The 19,552-nt window shown below is 66.8% G+C and carries 15 protein-coding genes; 6 read left to right on the plus strand and 9 right to left on the minus strand.

Annotated elements, in window-relative coordinates:
• Positions 1-1,113 (plus strand): glycosyltransferase family 4 protein, encoded by a 1,113-nt coding sequence (locus FHW84_RS16475; RefSeq protein ID WP_208399829.1) that lies wholly within the window; start codon positions 1-3, stop codon positions 1,111-1,113.
• Positions 1,114-1,180: 67 nt separating this feature from the next.
• Here FHW84_RS16475 and FHW84_RS16480 read toward each other — a convergent pair whose 3' ends face one another.
• The 3 genes from FHW84_RS16480 to FHW84_RS16490 are packed head-to-tail and all read right to left on the minus strand — an operon-like array spanning position 1,181 to position 4,252.
• A complete protein-coding gene (locus FHW84_RS16480) occupies positions 1,181-2,158 on the minus strand; it encodes a GDP-mannose 4,6-dehydratase (protein ID WP_167257069.1) in 978 nt (325 codons plus the stop codon).
• Complete coding sequence (locus FHW84_RS16485; RefSeq protein WP_208399830.1) at positions 2,155-3,084, minus strand: GDP-mannose 4,6-dehydratase; 930 nt, start codon at positions 3,082-3,084, stop codon at positions 2,155-2,157. Before FHW84_RS16485 ends, FHW84_RS16480 begins: the two co-directional genes overlap by 4 nt.
• Positions 3,077-4,252, minus strand: a complete 1,176-nt coding sequence (locus FHW84_RS16490) for a cystathionine gamma-synthase (protein ID WP_167257070.1) — start codon at positions 4,250-4,252, stop codon at positions 3,077-3,079. Before FHW84_RS16490 ends, FHW84_RS16485 begins: the two co-directional genes overlap by 8 nt.
• Positions 4,253-4,448: 196 nt before the next feature.
• Here FHW84_RS16490 and rfbB point away from each other — a divergent pair, with 196 nt between their 5' ends.
• The 5 genes from rfbB to FHW84_RS16515 are packed head-to-tail and all read left to right on the plus strand — an operon-like array spanning position 4,449 to position 9,306.
• The gene (gene rfbB / locus FHW84_RS16495) at positions 4,449-5,519 is read left to right on the plus strand and encodes a dTDP-glucose 4,6-dehydratase (protein ID WP_243868152.1); all 1,071 of its coding nucleotides are present in this window, start codon (positions 4,449-4,451) and stop codon (positions 5,517-5,519) included.
• Positions 5,516-6,403, plus strand: coding sequence for a glucose-1-phosphate thymidylyltransferase RfbA (rfbA, locus tag FHW84_RS16500; protein ID WP_167257071.1), 888 nt, complete (start codon positions 5,516-5,518; stop codon positions 6,401-6,403). Before rfbB ends, rfbA begins: the two co-directional genes overlap by 4 nt.
• Entirely contained in the window at positions 6,400-6,957 is a 558-nt protein-coding gene (gene rfbC / locus FHW84_RS16505; RefSeq protein ID WP_167257072.1) for a dTDP-4-dehydrorhamnose 3,5-epimerase, read from the plus strand. The genes rfbA and rfbC overlap by 4 nt, the downstream gene beginning before the upstream one ends.
• Entirely contained in the window at positions 6,954-7,889 is a 936-nt protein-coding gene (gene rfbD, locus FHW84_RS16510) for a dTDP-4-dehydrorhamnose reductase (protein ID WP_167257073.1), read from the plus strand. Before rfbC ends, rfbD begins: the two co-directional genes overlap by 4 nt.
• Positions 7,890-7,893: 4 nt before the next feature.
• On the plus strand, positions 7,894-9,306 hold the full coding sequence (locus tag FHW84_RS16515) for a mannose-1-phosphate guanylyltransferase/mannose-6-phosphate isomerase (protein WP_167257074.1): 1,413 nt from the start codon (positions 7,894-7,896) through the stop codon (positions 9,304-9,306).
• Between the two features lie 91 nt (positions 9,307-9,397).
• On the opposite strand, the gene FHW84_RS16520 is transcribed toward FHW84_RS16515, so the two are convergent.
• The 6 genes from FHW84_RS16520 to FHW84_RS16545 all read right to left on the minus strand — a co-directional run bounded on the left by FHW84_RS16520 (position 9,398) and on the right by FHW84_RS16545 (position 19,367).
• On the minus strand, positions 9,398-11,503 hold the full coding sequence (locus FHW84_RS16520; protein ID WP_167257075.1) for a phospholipase C, phosphocholine-specific: 2,106 nt from the start codon (positions 11,501-11,503) through the stop codon (positions 9,398-9,400).
• Between the two features lie 291 nt (positions 11,504-11,794).
• Positions 11,795-12,754 carry a hypothetical protein gene (locus tag FHW84_RS16525; protein WP_167257076.1) on the minus strand — a complete coding sequence of 320 codons (960 nt, stop codon included), beginning with the start codon at positions 12,752-12,754 and terminating at the stop codon, positions 11,795-11,797.
• A 67-nt stretch (positions 12,755-12,821) separates the two neighbouring features.
• Complete coding sequence (locus tag FHW84_RS16530) at positions 12,822-14,909, minus strand: TonB-dependent copper receptor (protein ID WP_343203613.1); 2,088 nt, start codon at positions 14,907-14,909, stop codon at positions 12,822-12,824.
• Between the two features lie 97 nt (positions 14,910-15,006).
• The gene (locus tag FHW84_RS16535; protein WP_167257077.1) at positions 15,007-15,378 is read right to left on the minus strand and encodes a DUF2946 domain-containing protein; all 372 of its coding nucleotides are present in this window, start codon (positions 15,376-15,378) and stop codon (positions 15,007-15,009) included.
• Between the two features lie 324 nt (positions 15,379-15,702).
• The gene (locus tag FHW84_RS16540; RefSeq protein ID WP_167257078.1) at positions 15,703-17,622 is read right to left on the minus strand and encodes a J domain-containing protein; all 1,920 of its coding nucleotides are present in this window, start codon (positions 17,620-17,622) and stop codon (positions 15,703-15,705) included.
• A gap of 26 nt (positions 17,623-17,648) precedes the next feature.
• Positions 17,649-19,367 (minus strand): molecular chaperone HscC, encoded by a 1,719-nt coding sequence (locus tag FHW84_RS16545; protein WP_208399831.1) that lies wholly within the window; start codon positions 19,365-19,367, stop codon positions 17,649-17,651.
• Between the last annotated feature and the right edge of the window lie 185 nt (positions 19,368-19,552).

Below are 19,552 nucleotides of genomic sequence, written 5' to 3' on the forward strand. Positions count from 1 at the left end.
ATGACCCAACCACTCGTCCTCGTCGGCCATCCCTACGCACCCATCGGCTGCGGCGAAAGCCTGCGCTGCTCGTACCGCGCGCTGCGTTCGGTGGCGGTGCGCCCCGGCCTGCTCGACGTGTACCGCATGAACGAGCCGGATCCGGCCGCCGCGGTCGAATTCGGCCCGGCCCTCACCGACCGGCTCGGCCAGGTGAACGTGTTCCACCTCAACGCCAACGAAGTCGAACAGGCGCTCGCCACGCTGGACCAGCGCGCGTTCGAATCGGCATACAACATCATCTATCCGAACTGGGAGCTGTCGAACTTCCCGGACGAATGGATCGCCGAACTGGAACGCTTCGACGAAGTGTGGGCGCCGTCGAAGTTCATCGCCGACTCGCTCGAAGGCCGCCTCAGCAAGCCGCTGCGCCACCTGCCGGTGAGCTGCGAGGTCGACCTGGCCAGCTTCCTGGACCGGCGCTATTTCGGCATCCCTGAAAGCGCGTACGCGTTCCTGTTCTTCTTCGACTTCCGCTCCTACGCCACGCGCAAGAACCCGGAAGCCGTGGTGCGCGCCTTCCAGCAGCTGGTGGCCAGCCGTCCGCACGCCGACTGCTGCCTGGTGATCAAGCTCAACGGCAGCGAAGTGAACCCGGCCGGCCTGGCCAAGCTGAAGGAAGAGATCAAGCCGCTGCGCGACCGCGTGGTGCTGATCGACCGCACCGTCACCGACAACGAAGTGAAGAACCTGATCCGCAGCTGCGACTGCTTCGTCTCGCTGCACCGCTCGGAAGGTTTCGGCCGCGGCCTGGCCGAAGCGATGTACCTGGGCAAGCCGCTGATCGCCACGGGCTACTCCGGCAACATGGACTTCATGGATGCCGGATCGGCGATGCTGGTGGACTACACGCTGATTCCGGTGAAGGACGGCGAGTATCCGAAGCACGAAGGCCAGGTGTGGGCCGACGCGAACGTCGAGCAGGCGGCGGACTATATGCGCCAGCTGGTGGACGACCATGCGCTGGGCCGCGAACTGGGGCGCAAGGCCAGCCTGATGGTGCGCGAGAAGGTCGGCTATCGCCGGGTGGGCATGAGCTATCGGCGGCGGCTGGCGGAAATCGCCGGCGCCTGACCGGGGCCACGGCGGCCAAAGAAAAAGGGCTCCGATGGAGCCCTTTTTTTGTGCACGTGATTCAGGATCAGCGCGACGACAACCGCCGCAGATCCGCATCCACCATCATCGCGATCAGCTGTTCGAACGTGGTGCGCGGCGCCCAGCCCAGCTTGGCCTTGGCCTTGGCCGGGTTGCCCAGCAGTACGTCCACTTCGGCGGGGCGCATGAACTTCTCGTCCTGCACCACGTAGTCCTGGTACTTCAGGCCGACGTGGGCGAAGGCCAGTTCGCACATGTCGCGCACGCTCACCGTCTTGCCGGTGGCCACCACGTAGTCGTCCGCGCCGGCCTGCTGCAGCATCAGCCACATCGCTTCCACATAGTCGCCGGCGAAGCCCCAGTCGCGCTTGGCGTCGATATTGCCCAGGCGCAGTTCTTTCTGCAGGCCCAGCTTGATCGAGGCCACCGCGTGCGCCACCTTGCGCGTGACGAACTCGATGCCGCGCAGCGGGGACTCGTGATTGAACAGGATGCCGCTGGAGGCGTGCATGCCGTAGCTCTCGCGATAGTTCACGGTCGCCCAGTGGCCCATCAGCTTGGCCACGCCGTAGGGGCTGCGCGGATAGAACGGCGTGCTCTCGTCCTGGCGCTCGGCCTGGATCAGGCCGAACATCTCGCTGGTCGAGGCCTGGTAGAAACGCGCCTCGCGGTTGACGATGCGCACCGCTTCCAGCACGCGCAGCGCGCCGACGCCGTCGACGTCCGCGGTCAGCAGCGGCTGCTGCCAGGAGGTACCCACGAAGCTCTGCGCGCCGAGGTTGTACACCTCGTCCGCGCGCGAACCTTCGACGGCGCGGATCAGCGAAGAAAGGTCGCTGAGGTCGCCCTCGATCATGTGCACGTCGTCGAGGATGCCCAGCTCGCGCAGGCGCCACGAGGTGTCGGTACTGCGGCGCGGCAGGAAACCGTGCACCTGGTAGCCCTTGCCCAACAGGAGCTGCGCGAGATAGGCACCGTCCTGACCGGTGATCCCTGTGATCAGCGCGGATTTGTTCTTAGTCATGCAATGCCTCTCGCGTCTTCGATAACGTCATGTAAGGTTTGTTCGATGCTGTAGCGCGGCGACCAGCCGGTATGCGCGCGGATCAAGGCCGCGTCGGCCACCATGCGCCGCTGTTCGCTGGGGCGCAGCCGGGCCGGGTCCTGCCGGATCTCCGGATTCACGCCGCAGGCTTCACACATGAAGCCGATCATGTCGCGGATGCGGCGCTCCACGCCACTGCCCAGCACGTAGGTGCCGCCGGCCTGGCCACGTGCGAACAGGGCGGCATAGCCGCGCACCACGTCGCGCACGTCGAGGAAATCGCGGGTGGTGTCGATGTCGCCCACGTCCAGCACCGGCGCCTGCCGGCCTTCGGCGATGTCGACGATCTGGTGCGCGAAGGCCGGGATGGCGAAGTCCTTCCGCTGGCCCGGACCGATGTGATTGAACGGCCGCACCACCATCGCATCCAGTCCCTGCGCGCGATGCCACTGCAGCACCAGGGTCTCGGCGGCGATCTTGCTGGACGCATACGGATTGCGCGGCTCCGGCCAGCGGCGCTCGTCCACCGGCAGCAGCGCGTCCGGCACCAGGCCGTAGACGTCGCCCGAGCTGACGTAAAGAAAGCGTCCGCGGAAACCCGACTGCGTGAGCGACTGCAGCAGGTGCAAGGTGCCGAGCACGTTCACCTCGAAGGTGCCGGCCGGGTCCTTGAACGACTGCGGCACGAAACTCTGAGCGGCCAGGTGCAGCACCGCATCGGGCTTCACCTCGGCGATCAGCGCATCCACCGCGTCGCGGCTGCGCACGTCAAAGCCTTCCGGTGCGGGGTGCCACTCATACGGCCCGAACTCGCCCGCCTCGACGGCCTGGCGCACATGCTCGCCGACGAAGCCGCCGGCACCGGTGACGAGCAGGCGCAGCCTGGCCTCGCCGGCTTCAGTCATGGGCCAGGGCCTGGGCGAGATCGGCCTGCAGGTCGGCCAGGTCTTCCACACCCACGCTCAGGCGCACCAGGTTGTCGGTGATGCCCAGGCGCGCGCGCACGTCGGCGGGCACCGAGGCGTGCGTCATGATCGCCGGATGGTTGACCAGGCTCTCGACGCCGCCCAGCGACTCGGCCAGCGCGAAGTAATGCGTGCGCTCGCAGAAGCGGCGCGCCGCATCCAGGCCGCCCTTGATGTAGAAACTGATCATGCCGCCGAAGCCCCGCATCTGCTGCCTGGCCAGCTCGTGCTGCGGATGGCTGGGCAGGCCCGGATAGATCACTTTTTCCACTTCCGGCCGCTGCTGCAGCCACTGCGCCAGCGCCAGCGCGTTGGCATTGTGTTCGCGCATGCGCAGGTGCAGCGTCTTCAGGCCGCGCAGCGCCAGGAAGCTGTCGAACGGACCCTGCACCGCGCCGACGGAGTTCTGCACGAAGGCCATCTTCTGCGCGAGCTCCTCGTTGGCCGCGACGACCACGCCGCCGACCATGTCCGAGTGGCCATTGAGATACTTGGTGGCCGAATGCAGCACCAGGTCCGCGCCCATGGTCAGCGGACGCTGCAGCATCGGCGAGCAGAAGGTGTTGTCCACCACCACCAGCAGCTTGTGCCTGCGCGCGAACGCCACGACCTTGGCGATATCCACCAGCTTGAGCAGCGGATTGGTCGGCGTCTCGATCCAGATCATGCGCGTTTCGGCGCGCACCGCCTGCGCCAGCGCGGCTTCGTCGTTCAGATCGAGAAAGGTGAAATCCAGGCCGGCCGAACGGCGGCGCACGCGTTCGAACAGGCGGTAGCTGCCGCCGTAGAGATCGTCCATGGCGATCACGTGGCTGCCCGCGTCGAGCAGGTCCAGCACGGTGGCCGCGGCGGCCAGGCCGGAGGCGAAGGCGAAACCGGCGACGCCGGCTTCCAGGCCCGCCACGCAGCGCTCGTAGGCCATGCGCGTCGGGTTCTGCGTGCGCGAATACTCGTAGCCCTGGTGATGGCCAGGGCTTTCCTGCACGTAGGTGGACGTCGCATAGATCGGCGGCATGATCGCCCCCGTCGACGGATCGGGAGACTGCCCAGCGTGAATGGCCAGCGTGCCAAGACCTGCTTCGCGCGCCGCGTTATCGCTCTTGCCCATCTGGACTGCTCCGTTTCCGAGATCGAGTAGTTAATGAACCATAATACCGCAAGGCCCCGCCGCAGCCCCAGGGCCGCCCTTGGCGCCATCGCGCCCCGGGTTCATTAGCCGTTGAAATACGGACTTTAGCGTCGGGTAGAATGCGTGGTTGGCCGGCGCCCCCACGCTGCCCATTCCCCTAATTTGGACGGATTAAATGAGCAGCCATTCGGAAATGCCCGTCACGATCCTGGTCACCGGCGGAGCCGGCTTCATCGGTGCCAACTTCGTACTGCAAGCCTTGGCCGATGGCCACACCGTCATCAATCTCGACAAGCTCACCTACGCCGGCAATCTCGACACATTGGCCTCGGTCAAGTCGAATCCGAAGCACGTGTTCGTCCAGGGCGATATCGGCGACCGCGAACTGATCGCCGGCCTGCTCGCCAGGCATCGTCCCCAGGCGGTGGTGAACTTCGCCGCCGAATCGCATGTGGACCGTTCCATCGACGGCCCCGCCGCCTTCGTCGAAACCAATGTGGTGGGTACGCTGGGCCTGCTCGAAAGCGCGCGCAATTACTGGCTGTCGCTGGAAGGCGAAGCGCGTGACGCGTTCCGCTTCCTGCATGTGTCGACCGACGAGGTGTACGGCTCGCTCGGCGCCGAAGGCGCCTTCACCGAAACCACGCCGTATGCGCCGAACTCGCCGTACTCCGCGTCGAAGGCCGCGTCCGATCACCTGGTGCGCGCGTTCCACCACACCTATGGGCTGCCCACGCTCACCACCAACTGCTCGAACAACTACGGCCCGTTCCAGTTTCCCGAGAAGCTGATCCCGCTGATCGTGCAGAAGGCGCTGGCCGGCGAAGCGCTGCCGGTCTACGGCGACGGCCGCAATATCCGCGACTGGCTGCACGTGGGCGACCATTGCCGCGCCATCCGCGCCGTGCTGGCGCGCGGCCGCGTGGGTGAAACGTACAACGTAGGCGGCAATGCCGAGCGCGAAAACATCACGGTGGTGCGCACCATCTGCGGCCTGCTCGACCAGCACGGCGCGCTGCCCGGCGGCAAGCCGCGTGAATCCCTCATCACGTTCGTGAAGGATCGTCCCGGCCACGATCGCCGCTACGCCATCGACTCCTCCAAGCTGCAGCGCGAACTCGGCTGGCGCCCGCAGGAGACTTTCGAGAGCGGCATCGCGGCAACGGTGCGCTGGTACCTGGACAATCAGCCGTGGGTACAGCGAGTACTCGACGGCAGCTACCGAATGGAGCGTCTGGGCACATGACTACGCAGAAAGGCATCATCCTCGCCGGCGGTTCCGGCACGCGGCTGTATCCGATCACGCAGGCAGTGAGCAAGCAGCTGCTGCCGGTGTACGACAAGCCGATGGTGTACTACCCGCTGGCGACGCTGATGCTCGCCGGCGTGCGGCAGATCCTGATGATCAACACGCCGCACGAACAGCATCTGTTCCGCACCCTGCTCGGCGACGGCTCGCAGTGGGGCATCAGCATCGAGTACGCCGCGCAGCCCTCGCCGGACGGTCTGGCCCAGGCCTACATCATCGGCCGCGATTTCGTCGGCAACGAGCCGAGCTGCCTGGTGCTGGGCGACAACATCTTCTACGGCCACGGCCTTACCGAACGGCTGCGCCGCGCCTCGCAGCGCGCGCACGGCGCCACGGTATTCGGCTACTGGGTGCGCGATCCGGAGCGCTACGGCGTGGCGGAATTCGACGACACCGGCCGCGTCATCGGCCTGGAAGAAAAGCCCGCCAAGCCGAAGTCGCACTACGCGGTCACCGGCCTGTACTTCTACGACCACCGCGCCTGCGACTACGCGGCGGAGCTGAAGCCCTCGCCGCGCGGCGAGCTGGAAATCACCGACCTCAATCGCCGTTATCTCGAAGACGACTCGCTGCACCTGGAACAGCTCGGCCGCGGCTTCGCCTGGCTGGACACTGGCACGCACGATTCGCTGGCCGAAGCCGGCAACTACATCCAGACGATCGAGAACCGGCAGGGCCTGAAGGTCTGCTGCCCGGAGGAGATCGCCTTCATCAACGGCTGGATCGACGCCGAGCAGGTGCTGCGCCTGGCCGCTCCGCTGGCCAAGACCGGCTATGGCCAGTACCTGCAGCGCATGGTTGAACAAGGACCCGTACGATGAAAGTAGTGGAAACCTCGCTGCCTGGCGCGCTCGTGCTGGAACCGCGCGTCTTCGGCGATGCCCGCGGGTTCTTCTACGAGAGCTACAACAAGGCGCGCTTCCAGGAGGCCGGCATCACCGGCGAATTCGTGCAGACCAATGTCTCGCGCTCCGCGCGCGGCGTGCTGCGCGGCCTGCATTACCAGTGGCCCCATCCGCAGGGCAAGCTGGTCAGCGTGCTGGAAGGCGAGGTGTACGACGTCGCCGTCGACATCCGCCGCGGCTCGCCGGACTTCGGCAAGTGGGTGGGCGTGATGCTGAGCGCGGAGAACAAGCGCCACTTCTGGATCCCGGAAGGCTTCGCGCACGGCTTCTGCGTGGTCTCCGAATTCGCCACCTTCAGCTATCAGTGCACCGCGCTGTACGACGGCCCCGCCGACGCCGGCGTGCGCTGGAACGACGCCGACATCGGCATCGACTGGCCGATCGCATCGCCGCTGCTGTCGGAGAAGGACGAGAAAACCCCGTTCCTCAAGGACATCCCGGCCGAGCGCCTGCCGGAGTTCGTGCGTTGAGGATCGTGCTGTTCGGCGGCGCCGGCCAGCTGGGGCAGACCTTCCTGGAAAGCGGCCGCCTGGCCGCGCTCGGCGAGCTCACCGCCACCACGCGCGACGGCACGCCGGTGGCGAACGTGGCCACCGTCGCCGCGGACCTGGCGGAACCCGCCAGCGTCACCGCCCTGCTCGATGCCGTGCAGCCGGACGTCGTCATCAACGCCGCCGCCTACACCGCGGTCGACCGCGCCGAGCAGGAAGAAGCGCTCGCCCGTCGCGTCAATGCCGCATCGCCCGGCGCCATGGCGCAGTGGACCGCCGCGCATGGCGCCCTGCTGATCCACTATTCCACCGACTACGTGTTCGACGGCGAAAGCCCCACGCCCTACCCCGTCGACGCCCCGACCGGCCCCTTGAGCGCCTATGGCCGCAGCAAGCTGGCCGGCGAGCAGGCCGTGCTGGCCGCGGGCGGCCATGCGCTGATCTTCCGCACGGCCTGGGTCTACGCCGCGCACGGCAAGAACTTCCTGCGCACCATGCTGCGCCTGGCCGGCGAGCGCGACGAACTGCGCGTGGTGGCGGACCAGGTCGGGACGCCGACCAGCACCGGCCTCATCGCGGACGCCACGCTGGCCGCGCTGGAGCGCTGGCTGGCCGCCCCGGCCGCGGAACGCCCGGCCCTGGAAGGCGTGCACCATCTGGTCGCTGGCGGCAGCACCAGCTGGCATGGCTTTGCCAGCGCCATCGTCGAGCGCGCCCATGCCCTGGGCCTGATCGCGCGGGCGCCGCGCGTCACCGCCATCGGCACCAGCGAATTTCCGACCCCGGCCCGCCGGCCGTCCTATTCGCTGCTGGACAACCGCGAATTCCAGGCCACGTTCCGCACCACCCTGCCGCCGTGGCAGCATGGCCTGGAAGACGTACTGCAATCCCTTATTTCGCCAGGATCCTGACGCGATGTTGATCCCCCTCATTCTCAGCGGCGGCAGCGGCACGCGCCTGTGGCCGATCTCGCGCAAGAACCTGCCCAAGCAGTTCCTCTCGCTGACCGGCGAAGGCACCCTGTTCCAGCAGACCGTGGCCCGCGCCATCGCCCTGCCCGATGCCACCGCGCCCATCGTGGTGGCCAGCGACGACCACCGCTTCCTGGCCGCCGACCAGCTGCTGGACATGGAAGTAAGCGGCGCCACCATCATGCTGGAGCCCGCGCCGCGCAACACCGCGCCGGCCATCGCCCTGGGCGCCATGCAGGCGCTGAAGTCCGACCCGGAAGCCCTGCTGCTGGTGCTGCCGGCCGACCACCTGGTGGGCGACACCGCCAGCTTCGTCGAGGCCGTGCAGGCCGCCTTGCCGGCCGCCCGCGAGGGCTGGCTGGTTACCTTCGGCATCCGCCCGGACCGCCCCGAGACCGGCTTCGGCTATATCCGCCGCGCCGAGTCGATCGGCGCAGGCACCTACCGGGTGGAGAAGTTCGTCGAGAAGCCGAACCAGGCCACTGCCGAGGGCTACCTGGCCGAAGGCGGCTACGACTGGAACTCCGGCATGTTCCTGTTCAAGGCCGCGCGCTACCTGGAAGAACTGGGCGTGCACGCGCCGGCCATCCTGGAAGCCACGCGCAAGGCCTTCGCATCGGCCAAGGCCGACCTCGATTTCGTGCGCCTGGACAAGGACGACTTCGCCAAGGTGCCGGACGACTCCATCGACTACGCCGTGATGGAAAAGAGCAAGAACGCCGCCGTGGTGCCGGTGAGCTGCGAGTGGAGCGACATCGGCTCGTGGTCCGCGCTGTGGCTGGCCGGCGCCAAGGACGACAACGGCAACCTGCTCGAAGGCGACACGCTGGCCATCGGCACGCGCAATTCGCTGCTGCGTTCGCACGACCGCCACCTGGTGGCGACGGTGGGCGTCGACGATCTCGTCGTCGTCACCACGCCCGACGCCACCCTCGTCGCGCACCGCAACGCGGCGCAGGACGTCAAGAAAGTGGTCGACCATCTCAAGGCCATGGGCCGCAGCGAGCACTCGCTGCACCGCGTGGTGCACCGCCCCTGGGGCAACTACGACTCGCTGGAAGCCGGCGACCGCTTCCAGGTGAAGCGCATCGTGGTGAAGCCCGGCGCGGCGCTCAGCCTGCAGAAGCACCACCACCGCGCGGAACACTGGATCGTGGTGTCCGGCACCGCCGAGGTGACCTGCGACGACAAGGTGTTCCTGCTGGCCGAGAACCAGAGCACCTATATCCCGCTGGGCAGCGTCCATCGCCTGCGCAATCCGGGCAAGGTGCCGCTGGAGATGATCGAGGTGCAGTCCGGCAGCTACCTCGGCGAAGACGACATCGTGCGCTTCGAAGACGTCTACGGCCGCTCGTAAGCGCACGGCGCAGGCTTGAACGTCGAACGGCGGTCCGCAGGCGGCCGCCGTTTTTCGTATCCGCTTCCCGGGTTCTATCGAGCGTGTGCGTTCAAGCCGGATCGCTGGTCGCATGGCGCCCGGTTTCGAGCCGGCCTGCCACGCGCACCGTCATGCCCGGCCGGTCCACCAGGAAGTCGTACCAGGGGCCGCTGTCCGCGAGTCGCCACGCATATCGGCGCGTCTCGCCCGCAGGCAGTGCCTCTTCGGCCGACAGCTCACGGTAGGCAAGCGACTTGACCGCCAGCCTGGCCGGTGTGCCCGATGCGTTGTGCGCTTCCAGCACCGCCTCTTCGCGCACCAGGTCGAAACGCACCTGAAGATCGATATCGTGCGAAGCCGCCTCGGCCACGGTGCCCTTGAACGAACGGAAGAAACCGTTCGGCCCGAAAACTTCCAGATCGAAGCGGCCTTCGTCGTCGCGCAGCGGATGCCAGGCCGTATCCGCCCATTGCTTGCCAGCCTCGATGGTATAGCGGCGCGGCACGCGCTCCAGATGCAGCTTGTCGTACACCTGCATGACCACGCCTTGCCCGCCGCGATTGCCGAAGCGCAGCGTAAGGCTGCCGTCGGCCTGTGTCAGCGCAACGTCTGCGTCGTATGGCAGCGCCCTGGATGGCCGCGTGCCCGGCTCCTGCAGGCGCGGCGAGGGCGTGCCGGGCGGCGCTGCGGCAGGCAGCTTGCGCGCGCGTTGTTCGACCTGTTCGTAGCCGGCGGTCGGCGGCAGCGGCGGGAATTCGCCGGTGGCGCCGGTGAAGTCGAAGGCGGTGGTGAGGTCGCCGCAGACGGCACGGTGCCATGGGCTGATGGCGTCAACATGGATGCCGAAACGCCGCTCCAGGAACATCGCCATCGAAGTGTGATCGAACACCTGGGAGTTCACCCAGCCGCCCTTGCTCCACGGCGACACCACGAACATCGGCACCCGCGGCCCGAGGCCGGTAACGCGCAGCGGTCCGCGATGGCTTTCGCCCGGATGCAGATACTTGCCCGCGTGGTCGTTGAAATACATGCCGTCGAGCGACACGGTCGAAGCGCCGGCGAAGCTGCCATCGTGGTGCACCGAAGGAATCGCCGGCGGCGGCATATGATCGAAGAAGCCGTCGTTTTCATCGTAGGTGATGAACAGCGCCGTGCGGCTCCAGCTCTTCGGGTTGGCGGTCAGGGCCCGCAGGATGCGCTCGACGAAATTCGCGGCGCGCCCGGCGCTGGACGACGCTCCCGGATGCTCCGACTGCAGCGCCGTCGGCACGATCCAGCTTACCGAGGGCAAGGCGTCGCGCATCACATCATTGGCCAGATCGTGCAGGGAATGCTCGGACATGCCCTTGCGGTACAGCGGCGAACCCGGATGCGCCGAACGGAAACCCTCGAACGAGAGGCCGCCATGCATGACGCCATTCCAGTTGTCGTTCGGATGCTGGTACGTCTTCCAGGACACGCCCGCCTGCTCCAGCAGCTCCGGCAAGGTCTTCCACGGCAGCGCCGTGCCCTGATAGGTGTAACCCGGACTGGGCAGGCTGCCTGTGACATAGCCGCGCACGTTGCCGATTTCGGCGGTGCCGTCGTCGGCATGCGCACCATGCGTGCGCAGGCCCGGGTCGAGCGCGGAGCCGGACCAGAATACGACGCGGTTGGGCGTGGTCGCGCCCATCACCGAGCAGTGATACGCATCGCATATGGTGAAGGCGTCCGCCAGCGCGTACTGGAACGGTGCCTCCTTGCGCGTGTAGTAGCCCATCGACGCGGGCGTCTTGAAGCGCGGCCACTGGTCCATCCGGCCCTGCCCCCAGGCCGCCTGCGCGTCGGGATACGAATGCGGCATGGAACGGATCAGCGCCGCGTTCATCGAGTCGCCGTCCAGATGGAACGGCTCGACCATGCCGGCATGGCCTTGCTGGCTCCATACGCGCCGCTGCCCTTGCACCGGAATCGGAAAGCGATCGCCGAAACCGCGTACGCCGCGCAGGCTGCCGAAGTAGTGATCGAACGAACGGTTCTCCTGCATCAGGATCACCACGTGCTCGATATCGGCAATGGTGCCGGTGGCACGATGCGCTTCGATACCAAACGCCCTACGGATGACGAAGGGCATGCCGAGCATGGCCGATGCGCCGAGCGAGGCACCGGCCAGCTTCATAAAATCGCGGCGTTTCATTAGTTCTGTCCGACGAGGTCCAACGGCTGGACATGTTCTGCTTAAGTCATGGAGCGACTAAGTCAGGAATATCTCAGCCAAATTTCAGACCAGGACGAACGGAAGCTGGATTTTGGAAATGCTTTTCGTCAATTCGCTGAGCATGTCAGCCCAGTGCAAGCTTCAATGCGAAAACGAATGCTTGCCGTAAGCCTCGGCATCATGCGGGGCGATTTTTCAATTCCATTTGAATTAAAAAAATCACCCGTAAAGAAATCATCGCCACGCCGACGAACCGCGCGACCACCGCGCTCAGAGCCGGTATTGCAGGCCCAGCGACCACAAGCGGCGAGGTTCCAGCTGCAAGCCATTGACGTGCTGGTACACGGGCAATTGCACAAAGGCGAACGCATCCAGGCGCCGCGTGATCCTGACCCCGATGCCGGGACTCAGATAAGCCAGCACCGCACCGCTGTTCGGACGATCCGCCTGCACACCGCTTTCACGCTGCTCGCCATGCAGGTTCAGCTGGATCTGCGGCGTGAAGCGGCCGGCGTCGAGATAGCGCAGGCCGAGATTGAGATTGAGCGAATTGCCGGGACGAAAATGCTCGCGCGCATCGAGCGCGATCTGCGCCATCGCCTGGCCGAAATAGCCGATCGAATCGGTGAGGTAGCCGAACTTGTACACGCCCAGCAGCGCGTCGGTGGTTCCGGTACCCAGCTGCAGACCACGATCCAGCAGTTCGCCGGCCTGAGGACCGGAAGCGAAGTCCTGCTTGAAGCGCCCCGTCGGCAACTTCAAGCCGAACTGCAGGCCGATGCCGGCGTCGTCGCTGAAGCCCTGGTAGCGCGCCAGCACGCGCAGGTCGCCGATGCCGCGCGCGTGGGAGCTGGAGACGCCGGTGTCGCCCTCGGCGATGGTCTGGTGGTGGCGGTCCATATAGGGCAGCTGCAGCGACAGGCCCCAGTAGCGCGAGAAGCTGTAGTCCGCGCCCAGCAGCGTGTTCCAGTTGATCGTCTTGCGCTGCACTTCCTCGTCGGCGGGATAGGCGAACGAGCTTCGGCTCACGCTGTCCGCGCCGCTGCGCAGCTGGGATTGGTTGAAGTAATCCTCGCGCAAGCTCAGATGCCAGCCGAGGCTGGTGGCATAACCCTGGCTGGACCAGTCGGAGTTGAGCGAGCAGCCGCAGGTGGAACAGGCGGCGGCCAGGCCGGGCGCGGCCAGTGCGGCGGCGAGCGCGAAGGAGGAGCAGCGGCGGATGGATGGCATGGACAGGTGCCTCGCAGGCAGGGAAACATGATAGGCCGCGGCGGCCTCGAATGCCGCCGCGGAACGGTCAGATCTCGAAATCGAGCTTGAGCCAGCCGGTGCGGCCCGGCTCGTTCACGCGCACGGTGTTCACGTAGCCGGCCAGGCCGGCGTTCGCCGCATTGACGTGCTCGGCGTAGGTCTTGCCGAACAGGTTGTCGATGCCGGCGCTGAGGGTGAGTCCATGGCCCAGGCGGTAACCCGCGTTGAGCGAGAACACGCCGAAGCCGCCGCTGGCGCCGAGATCCTGGCCGACCAGGTTGCCCTCGCCCACGGCGATGCGCCGCTGTGCGGTGGCGAGCCGCCAGAGCGCGCCGGCGGACCAGCTGCCGTTGTCGTAGGTCAGGCCCAGGCGCGCTTCCAGCGGGGGCATCTGCGGCAACGGACGGTGCTCGGTGCGGTTGGCTCCCCACGCGTAGGCCAGCGTGGCGTCGGCTTTCCATGGCTTGCTCAGCGCATACACCATGCCGGCTTCGCCACCGGCGATGCGCGCCTGCACGTTCATCGCACTGCCGCCGGCCATGCCCTGGCCGTAGCGGAACAGGATGAAGTCATTCACCACGCCGGCGTAGGCGGAAACCCAGGCTTGCAGGCGCGCGGTGCGGTACTGCAGCCCCACATCGAGCTGGGTGGTTTTCTCCGGGCGCAGGCCTGAGAACGAAGCGAGCGTCTTGTCCGCATGCTGGCCGAACAGTTCCCAGTAATCGGGAAAGCGTTGCACATGGCCGACGCCCACGTAGACCGTGGCCGGCATGGCGGCAAGATCCTGTTCGTAGCGCACGAAGCCGGAGGGCAAGGTGGAAGTGCGGCGTGCATCTACTGTGGCAGCTGGATCCATGCCGCCCCCCATATCCATCGACATGCCCATGTCCTCGTGCGCCAGCGCGAGTACGTAGCCATGCGCGGACGCGCGATCCACGCGCAAGCCGCCGATCACGCGCCGGTCTTTCGCCACGCTCCAACGTGCCTCGGCGAAGGCGCCGACGCTGCGCAGACGCGCATCGCGCTCGCGCGGCAGATCGCGGTAGTCGCCCATGGGACTGCCCGGCGGTCCGCCGTTGCGCATGCTGTGGGTGTTGACGGAGCCGTCGACACCCGCGGTCAGTTGCCACGCATCCGGCCAGATCCAGGTGCCGGCGACGCGACCGCCCAGCGTGCGCCGGTCCACATCGCTGGCCATCGCCATCGGCATCATGCTGGCGGGGTCGGGCCGGCGCAGCGTGTAGTTGTCCATCACGTGGTCGGCGTAGTTGTAATAGACCTGGGCTTCGAGCTTGTCGAAGCTGTTGCTCAGGTGGCGGCGTTCCAGTTTCAACGCCGCGCTCTCGCGCAGGAATTGCGCGCCGTCCATGCCGCTGAAAGCGTAGGCGGCGTGGCCGTTGCCTTTGCCGGCGGTCAATTCCAGGCGCGTATCGTCGTCCGGCGTCCAGCCAATGGCCGTGTCCGCATTCCAGCGATCGTAGGCCGAGTGCACGCGGCGGCCATCGCCATCGCGGTAGTCCTGCGCATGGGTGTGATTGGCGCGCAGTTCCACATAGCCGTCGGGCGTGCCCGCGCGCGCGTCGGCGAGCTGATCGTTGCGGCCCGCGGAACCGCCGAGCAGGCTGCCCTGGAAGCTGGCCTTCGGCGCGGCGTAGCGGGTGAATTCGCGTTCGAACAGCACGGTGCCGGCCGAATTGCCCGGCCCGTAAAGCACGGTCTGCGGGCCCTTGATCACCGTGACCTTGTCGAACAACTGCGGCGAGATATACGCCGTGGGCGGATCCATCCGCGACGGACAACCGCCGCCGATCTGCCCGCCGTCGATCTGGATATTGAGGCGCGACCCCGCCATGCCGCGCAGCAGCGGATCGCCGTTGCTGCCGCCTTTGCGGATGCTGGAAAAGCCCGGGATGCTCTTGAGGAAATCCGCGCCGTCGCTGGCGGGCACGGGTTGGCGTGGCGCCTTGGGATCGGTGACGACGGTGAGCGGGTCGGTTTGCATCGGCGCGGTGACTACCACCGGCGGAAGCGTTTGCGGTGTGTCGGTGGCATGGGCCGCGCTGCAGGCGGCGAAAACCATCCAGGCATGGACGCGATAGTTGCGCGGATTCGATGCAGGCAGGACTGGACGCACGCGAGCGCGTCCGTGAGGAAGAACGGAATGCATGGCGGTTCCTTGGAAGACGGCAACGCAGCCGGCACGCTCCGCGTGCCGGCACGATCGAAAGCAATCAGGCGTTGAGGTCCGCCGGTGGTCCGCGGGGCGCGGCCGAGAGGAGCAGCGTTCGCGAGGTGCGTGGTGCCGATACGGACCACGACAAGCGGTACGGCGATGGCAGCGTGGCCGGCGGCAGCCAGGCGACGCTGCTCACGACCGGGCTATGGCCCAGCAGGTCGCAGTAGCCGCATTTGTCCAGCGAAGACCGGTGCGGCGAAGCATCCCCGCCGTGGCCGGCGTGCTCGTCGCAGTGCATGGCGCCATCGGCCATCGCCATGACCGGCGCCGCAGCCCATACCTGGGAGATCGGCGGCGCGGCGACAAGCAGCCACATGGCGGCGAAAGCCAGCCATGCGATGGGCTTGTGGAGGCGCGGTCGGGTCACGTCGGGTGCCGGGTGATGATGGAGGCCGGGGGGATCATCCCAGGTAGGGCGCGCAGGTGCACTGAGACAAAACGTCACCGTGTGTCCTGCAACTCTTCTCCCCGCCGGGGAGCACGCGGGGAGAGCACATGGATGCGCTCTGCTTTGAGGAGCGAGGAAGATGCCGGCAGGCAGATGAGGGGCGGGTGCTCGCGATATAGCTTCTATGAAGCGAAGAAAAGCTTTTGGGCTTTCTCAACTCTGCACTCACCGCTCCGCCCGCCCCCTCACCCCAACCCTCTCCCCGGAGGGGAGAGGGGGATGTGAGGCCGTCGCATGCCCACATCAAAGACCAGGGACGATATGCCCCGAGGCCGCCCTGTCCAGCACGGCAATGAATTCCCTGTTCGAACTCGAACCGGTACTGATCAAGCTGGCCAGGTCACCAGCCAGCAGCCTGGCGTGATACCGCTGCTCGTCGCTCAGCCCACGCTCCAGGCTGGCCATGGCCGGCGTGGTGTTGAACTGAACCGGCCCCTTTCTCGAAGCCGCCACCCTCATCAAGGCATCCGCAATCACCGGGTTCTTCGCCACGGTCACACCCCGCTCGAACATCGAGGCAAGGCGCTCCAGCGCGGCAGCATGCCCCTGCCCCGCCGCATTGCGATACCAGCGAAACGCCAGGGTGTCATCCCGCGCCACACCCAAGCCCTGCTCATACAGCGAACCCAGGGCGTTCTGCGCATCCGCGTTGCCCGACAACGCGGTCGTCGCCCACCAGCGCGCAGCGGTCTCGTAACTCTGCTCCACGCCTTCGCCCTTGGCATACAGCAGGCCAAGCTTATATTGCGCGGGCAGATGATGCTGCGCCGCCGCCTTCTCCCACCATCGGCGCGCCTGCTTCGCATCGGCCTCTACGATGCGACCGTCCTTGTACATGCCGCCCAGATGGAACTGCGCCTCGGCATGGCCATTCACCGCTGCCTGACGGATCAGCTCCAGCGCCTTCACCGGATTCTGCTCAACGCCCTGCCCTTCCTCGTACATCAGGCCCAGGTTGTACTGCGCCGGCGGATGTCCGCGCTCCGCCGCCTTCTGGAACCACTCGAAGGCTTCGCGATAATCCTGCGCATCGGTTGCCTTGAGCCTGATCTTTTCGCCAAGGCGGTTCTGGACCGCGGGGTCGCCTTGTTCGGCCATCTGGCGCATGAAGGCGTCGTCGTACTCGATGCGCGCAAGCTGCGAGGGCTCCTGCGGTATCTGCACCTGGGGTGTCGTATAGGCAGGCTGCTGCTGATCGCGCGACGACGAAGAACCGCCACTGAACATATGCATGAGCGCGAAAAATACTGGCAGCAGGAACAGCCAGTTGAACGGCGAGCCGCTACCGGTACTGCGCTGCCGCGGCTTGTACTGCGCGGGCGAGGCTGGCGCCTGCTGCTTCTCCTCATAGGCCCGCAGCAGGGTCGCGTTCTCGCGCAGCCGTTCCTGCCACCACTGCAACGCGGCCCCGCCGAAGCGCTCGGCGAGCTCGTGCCGGAACGCCGCATAGCGATCCAGCAAGCGATTGGCATCGGCCACCTGCCAGGACATGGCCTTCTCGCGGGGATCGCGCTGGCACAGAGCGTAGAGCTGCACCGTCTCGACGAACTGCTTGCGATCGGCGCCATCGCCGTTGTCCAGGAAACGCCGCAGCATCTGCTGACGCTGCAGGCGATGCACCAAGTCCGGCCGCATCGCCGCGAGATGCCGGTTCGAGGTTTCCCAGGCAAACAGCTCGGAAGCCTCGTCCAGCATGTCCATATCGGGCGGCGCGGCGAAGGCGCGCAACAGTACGGCCTGCTCGAACATCATCTTGGCGTCGAGCGAGGTCAGGCGCGCGTCCTGGGAGTAATTCGCCAGCAGCGTACCCATCGCTGCCGGGCCAGGCGCACTGATGGCTTCCACGAACTCGGCGAAGACCTGCGAGGCCAGCTCGTGCGCGTCATCCGCCAGCGCGACGCGCACCTGCACCGGCACCGGACGCGCCGCCTGCGGCGACTCCCGCGGCTCCTCTTCCGGCGCGCCCAAGGCCTGCGGCACAACCGCCACCCGCTCCGCATGCTCGGCATGGCGCAGCGCCCACTCATAAGCCTGGCGGATGCGCTGGAAGCGTTCGGCCTCCGTCTTCTGGTCGCATTGCTTCAGCGCCCGCGCATAAGCCTTGCGGATCGTCTTGACGTCAGCCTGCGGGTCGATCCCCAGCGTTTCGAACACCCACTCCATGCGAGCTCCCAGATGCAGCGTAAAGATCAGGCATCCAGCAAAGGATGGTTTTCGAAGCGGTCGAGCCAGGCCTGGAACTGCTCGCGCGTGGTGGCGATCTCGCGCGGGTCCTGCCGTTCCAGCACCGCTTCGAACTGCGCCATGGCCTTGGAGATCACCAGGCGCGCCTCGCCCAGCGTCTCTTCGAACAGCCGGTTGGCGCGCGCCATGATGGCCGCGTTGCGCGCATCCTCGCGCGGATGCAGCTTCAGGCTGGACAGCGCGGCGAGGCGCTGCTGGATCTCCTCGCCCGACAGCACGCCTGCGTGCTCCTGGATCACGATGCTCTTCTTCGCCTCGGTGCCATGCGCGGTCGCTTCCACTTCGAGCAGGCCGTTCACGTCGTAGGTGAAACGCACCGACACACCGGCCGCGCCGGCGGGCATGCCGGGCTGCACGGCGATCTCGAATTTGCCCAGCGGGATATTGTCCTTGACCAGCCGCGCCTCGCCCTGGAACACCTCGATGGCGACCTTGGTCTGGCCGTCCCTTACCGTAAACACATCGCGGCTGCGGCTGGCCGGCACCACCGTGTTGCGCTCGATGATCGGCAGGTAGAAGCCGCTGACCATGCCGTTATGGCCGGAGCCTTCCACGATATTGATACCCAGCGTGTACGGGCACACGTCGGTCATCACCATCTCGTCCAGCGCGGCATCGTCCATTTCCAGGCCAGCCTGGACGGCCACGCCCAGCGCCACGACTTCGTCAGGATTCAAGGCGGTGGCCGGGAAGCGGCCGAACATGCGCGTCACCAGCTTGCGCACCACCGGCATGCGCGTGGCGCCGCCGGCCAGCACGATCTCGTACAGGTCCGCGGCGCGGATGCGCGCGTCGCGCAGCGCGCGCTCCACCGGCAGGCGCAGCCGCTGCAGCAGCGGCTCGCACAGCGCCATGAAGCGGTCTTCGTCGATGCGGTAGGCGATCTCGGTCTCGCGCATGCGGAAGGACAGCGCGGCCGAGTCGGCGGTCGACAGCGTGCGCTTGAGTTTTTCAGCGGCGTCGCGCAAGCGCTGGCGGTCGCCGGGTGAGAAATCATCCGGCTTGAACGAGGTATGGGCTGCGATCGAGGCCATGATGTCCTCGACCAGCACCTCCAGGAAATCCTCGCCGCCCAGGAAGTTGTCGCCCGCGCTGGCGCGGACTTCCATCACGCCGTCGAAGATCTCCAGGATCGACACGTCGAAGGTGCCGCCGCCCAGGTCGAACACCAGAAACTTGCGCTCGCTGCCGGCGTCGCGCACGCCATAGGCCAGGGCGGCCGCGGTGGGCTCGTTGACCAGCCGCTCCACGCGCAGGCCGGCCAGCTGGCCGGCGGCGCGCGTGGCCTTGCGCTGGGCGTCGCTGAAATACGCCGGCACGCTGATGATGGCCTCTTCCACCGGATGGCCCAGGAAGGCCTCCGCGTCGGCCTTGAGCGAACGCAGCACGAAGGAGGAGATCTCCTCCGGCCGGAACTTGCGCTTGCCCAGGCTGATCTCGCGCGCCGCGCCCATGTAGCGCTTGAAGTTGGCGACGGTAAGCTGCGGGTGCGTCTGCAGGCGGTCCTTGGCCGCCTGGCCCACCAGCAGTTCCCCGGTTTCCGACAGGCCGACGCATGACGGCGTCAGCATCGCCCCGAGCGCATTCGGGATCAGCACGGGCGCGCCGTCCTTCCATACCGCGACGAGACTGTTGGTCGTCCCTAAATCGATACCGACGATCAAGATACTTCTCCCTTGTCCTGAGCCGGCGGCACGGCGCGGTCCGACGGCTGTAACCATCGGATCGGCGGCGGCCAGGCTTTCCTGAGTCGTCTTCGAGGCTTACCGGAAAACGACATCCCCCGGCGGCATGATAGCCAAGGCCGGTGGCGGTTGGGCAGAAGGGTGACGCCAATCACGCCAGGGCG

The organism is Dyella sp. SG562 (assembly GCF_011759495.1).
Classification (GTDB): Bacteria; Pseudomonadota; Gammaproteobacteria; order Xanthomonadales; family Rhodanobacteraceae; genus Dyella_D; species Dyella_D marensis.

Excerpts from the sequence above, each read along its gene's own strand:
- FHW84_RS16525 (WP_167257076.1), bottom strand. The coding sequence starts at position 12,754 with ATGCCATCCATCCGCCGCTGCTCCTCCTTCGCGCTCGCCGCCGCACTG.
- FHW84_RS16480 (WP_167257069.1), bottom strand. The coding sequence starts at position 2,158 with ATGACTAAGAACAAATCCGCGCTGATCACAGGGATCACCGGTCAGGAC.
- FHW84_RS16540 (WP_167257078.1), bottom strand. The coding sequence starts at position 17,622 with ATGGAGTGGGTGTTCGAAACGCTGGGGATCGACCCGCAGGCTGACGTC.
- FHW84_RS16475 (WP_208399829.1), top strand. The coding sequence starts at position 1 with ATGACCCAACCACTCGTCCTCGTCGGCCATCCCTACGCACCCATCGGC.
- FHW84_RS16515 (WP_167257074.1), top strand. The coding sequence starts at position 7,894 with ATGTTGATCCCCCTCATTCTCAGCGGCGGCAGCGGCACGCGCCTGTGG.
- rfbA (WP_167257071.1), top strand. The coding sequence starts at position 5,516 with ATGACTACGCAGAAAGGCATCATCCTCGCCGGCGGTTCCGGCACGCGG.
- rfbC (WP_167257072.1), top strand. The coding sequence starts at position 6,400 with ATGAAAGTAGTGGAAACCTCGCTGCCTGGCGCGCTCGTGCTGGAACCG.
- rfbB (WP_243868152.1), top strand. The coding sequence starts at position 4,449 with ATGAGCAGCCATTCGGAAATGCCCGTCACGATCCTGGTCACCGGCGGA.
- FHW84_RS16520 (WP_167257075.1), bottom strand. The coding sequence starts at position 11,503 with ATGAAACGCCGCGATTTTATGAAGCTGGCCGGTGCCTCGCTCGGCGCA.
- FHW84_RS16485 (WP_208399830.1), bottom strand. The coding sequence starts at position 3,084 with ATGACTGAAGCCGGCGAGGCCAGGCTGCGCCTGCTCGTCACCGGTGCC.
- FHW84_RS16490 (WP_167257070.1), bottom strand. The coding sequence starts at position 4,252 with ATGGGCAAGAGCGATAACGCGGCGCGCGAAGCAGGTCTTGGCACGCTG.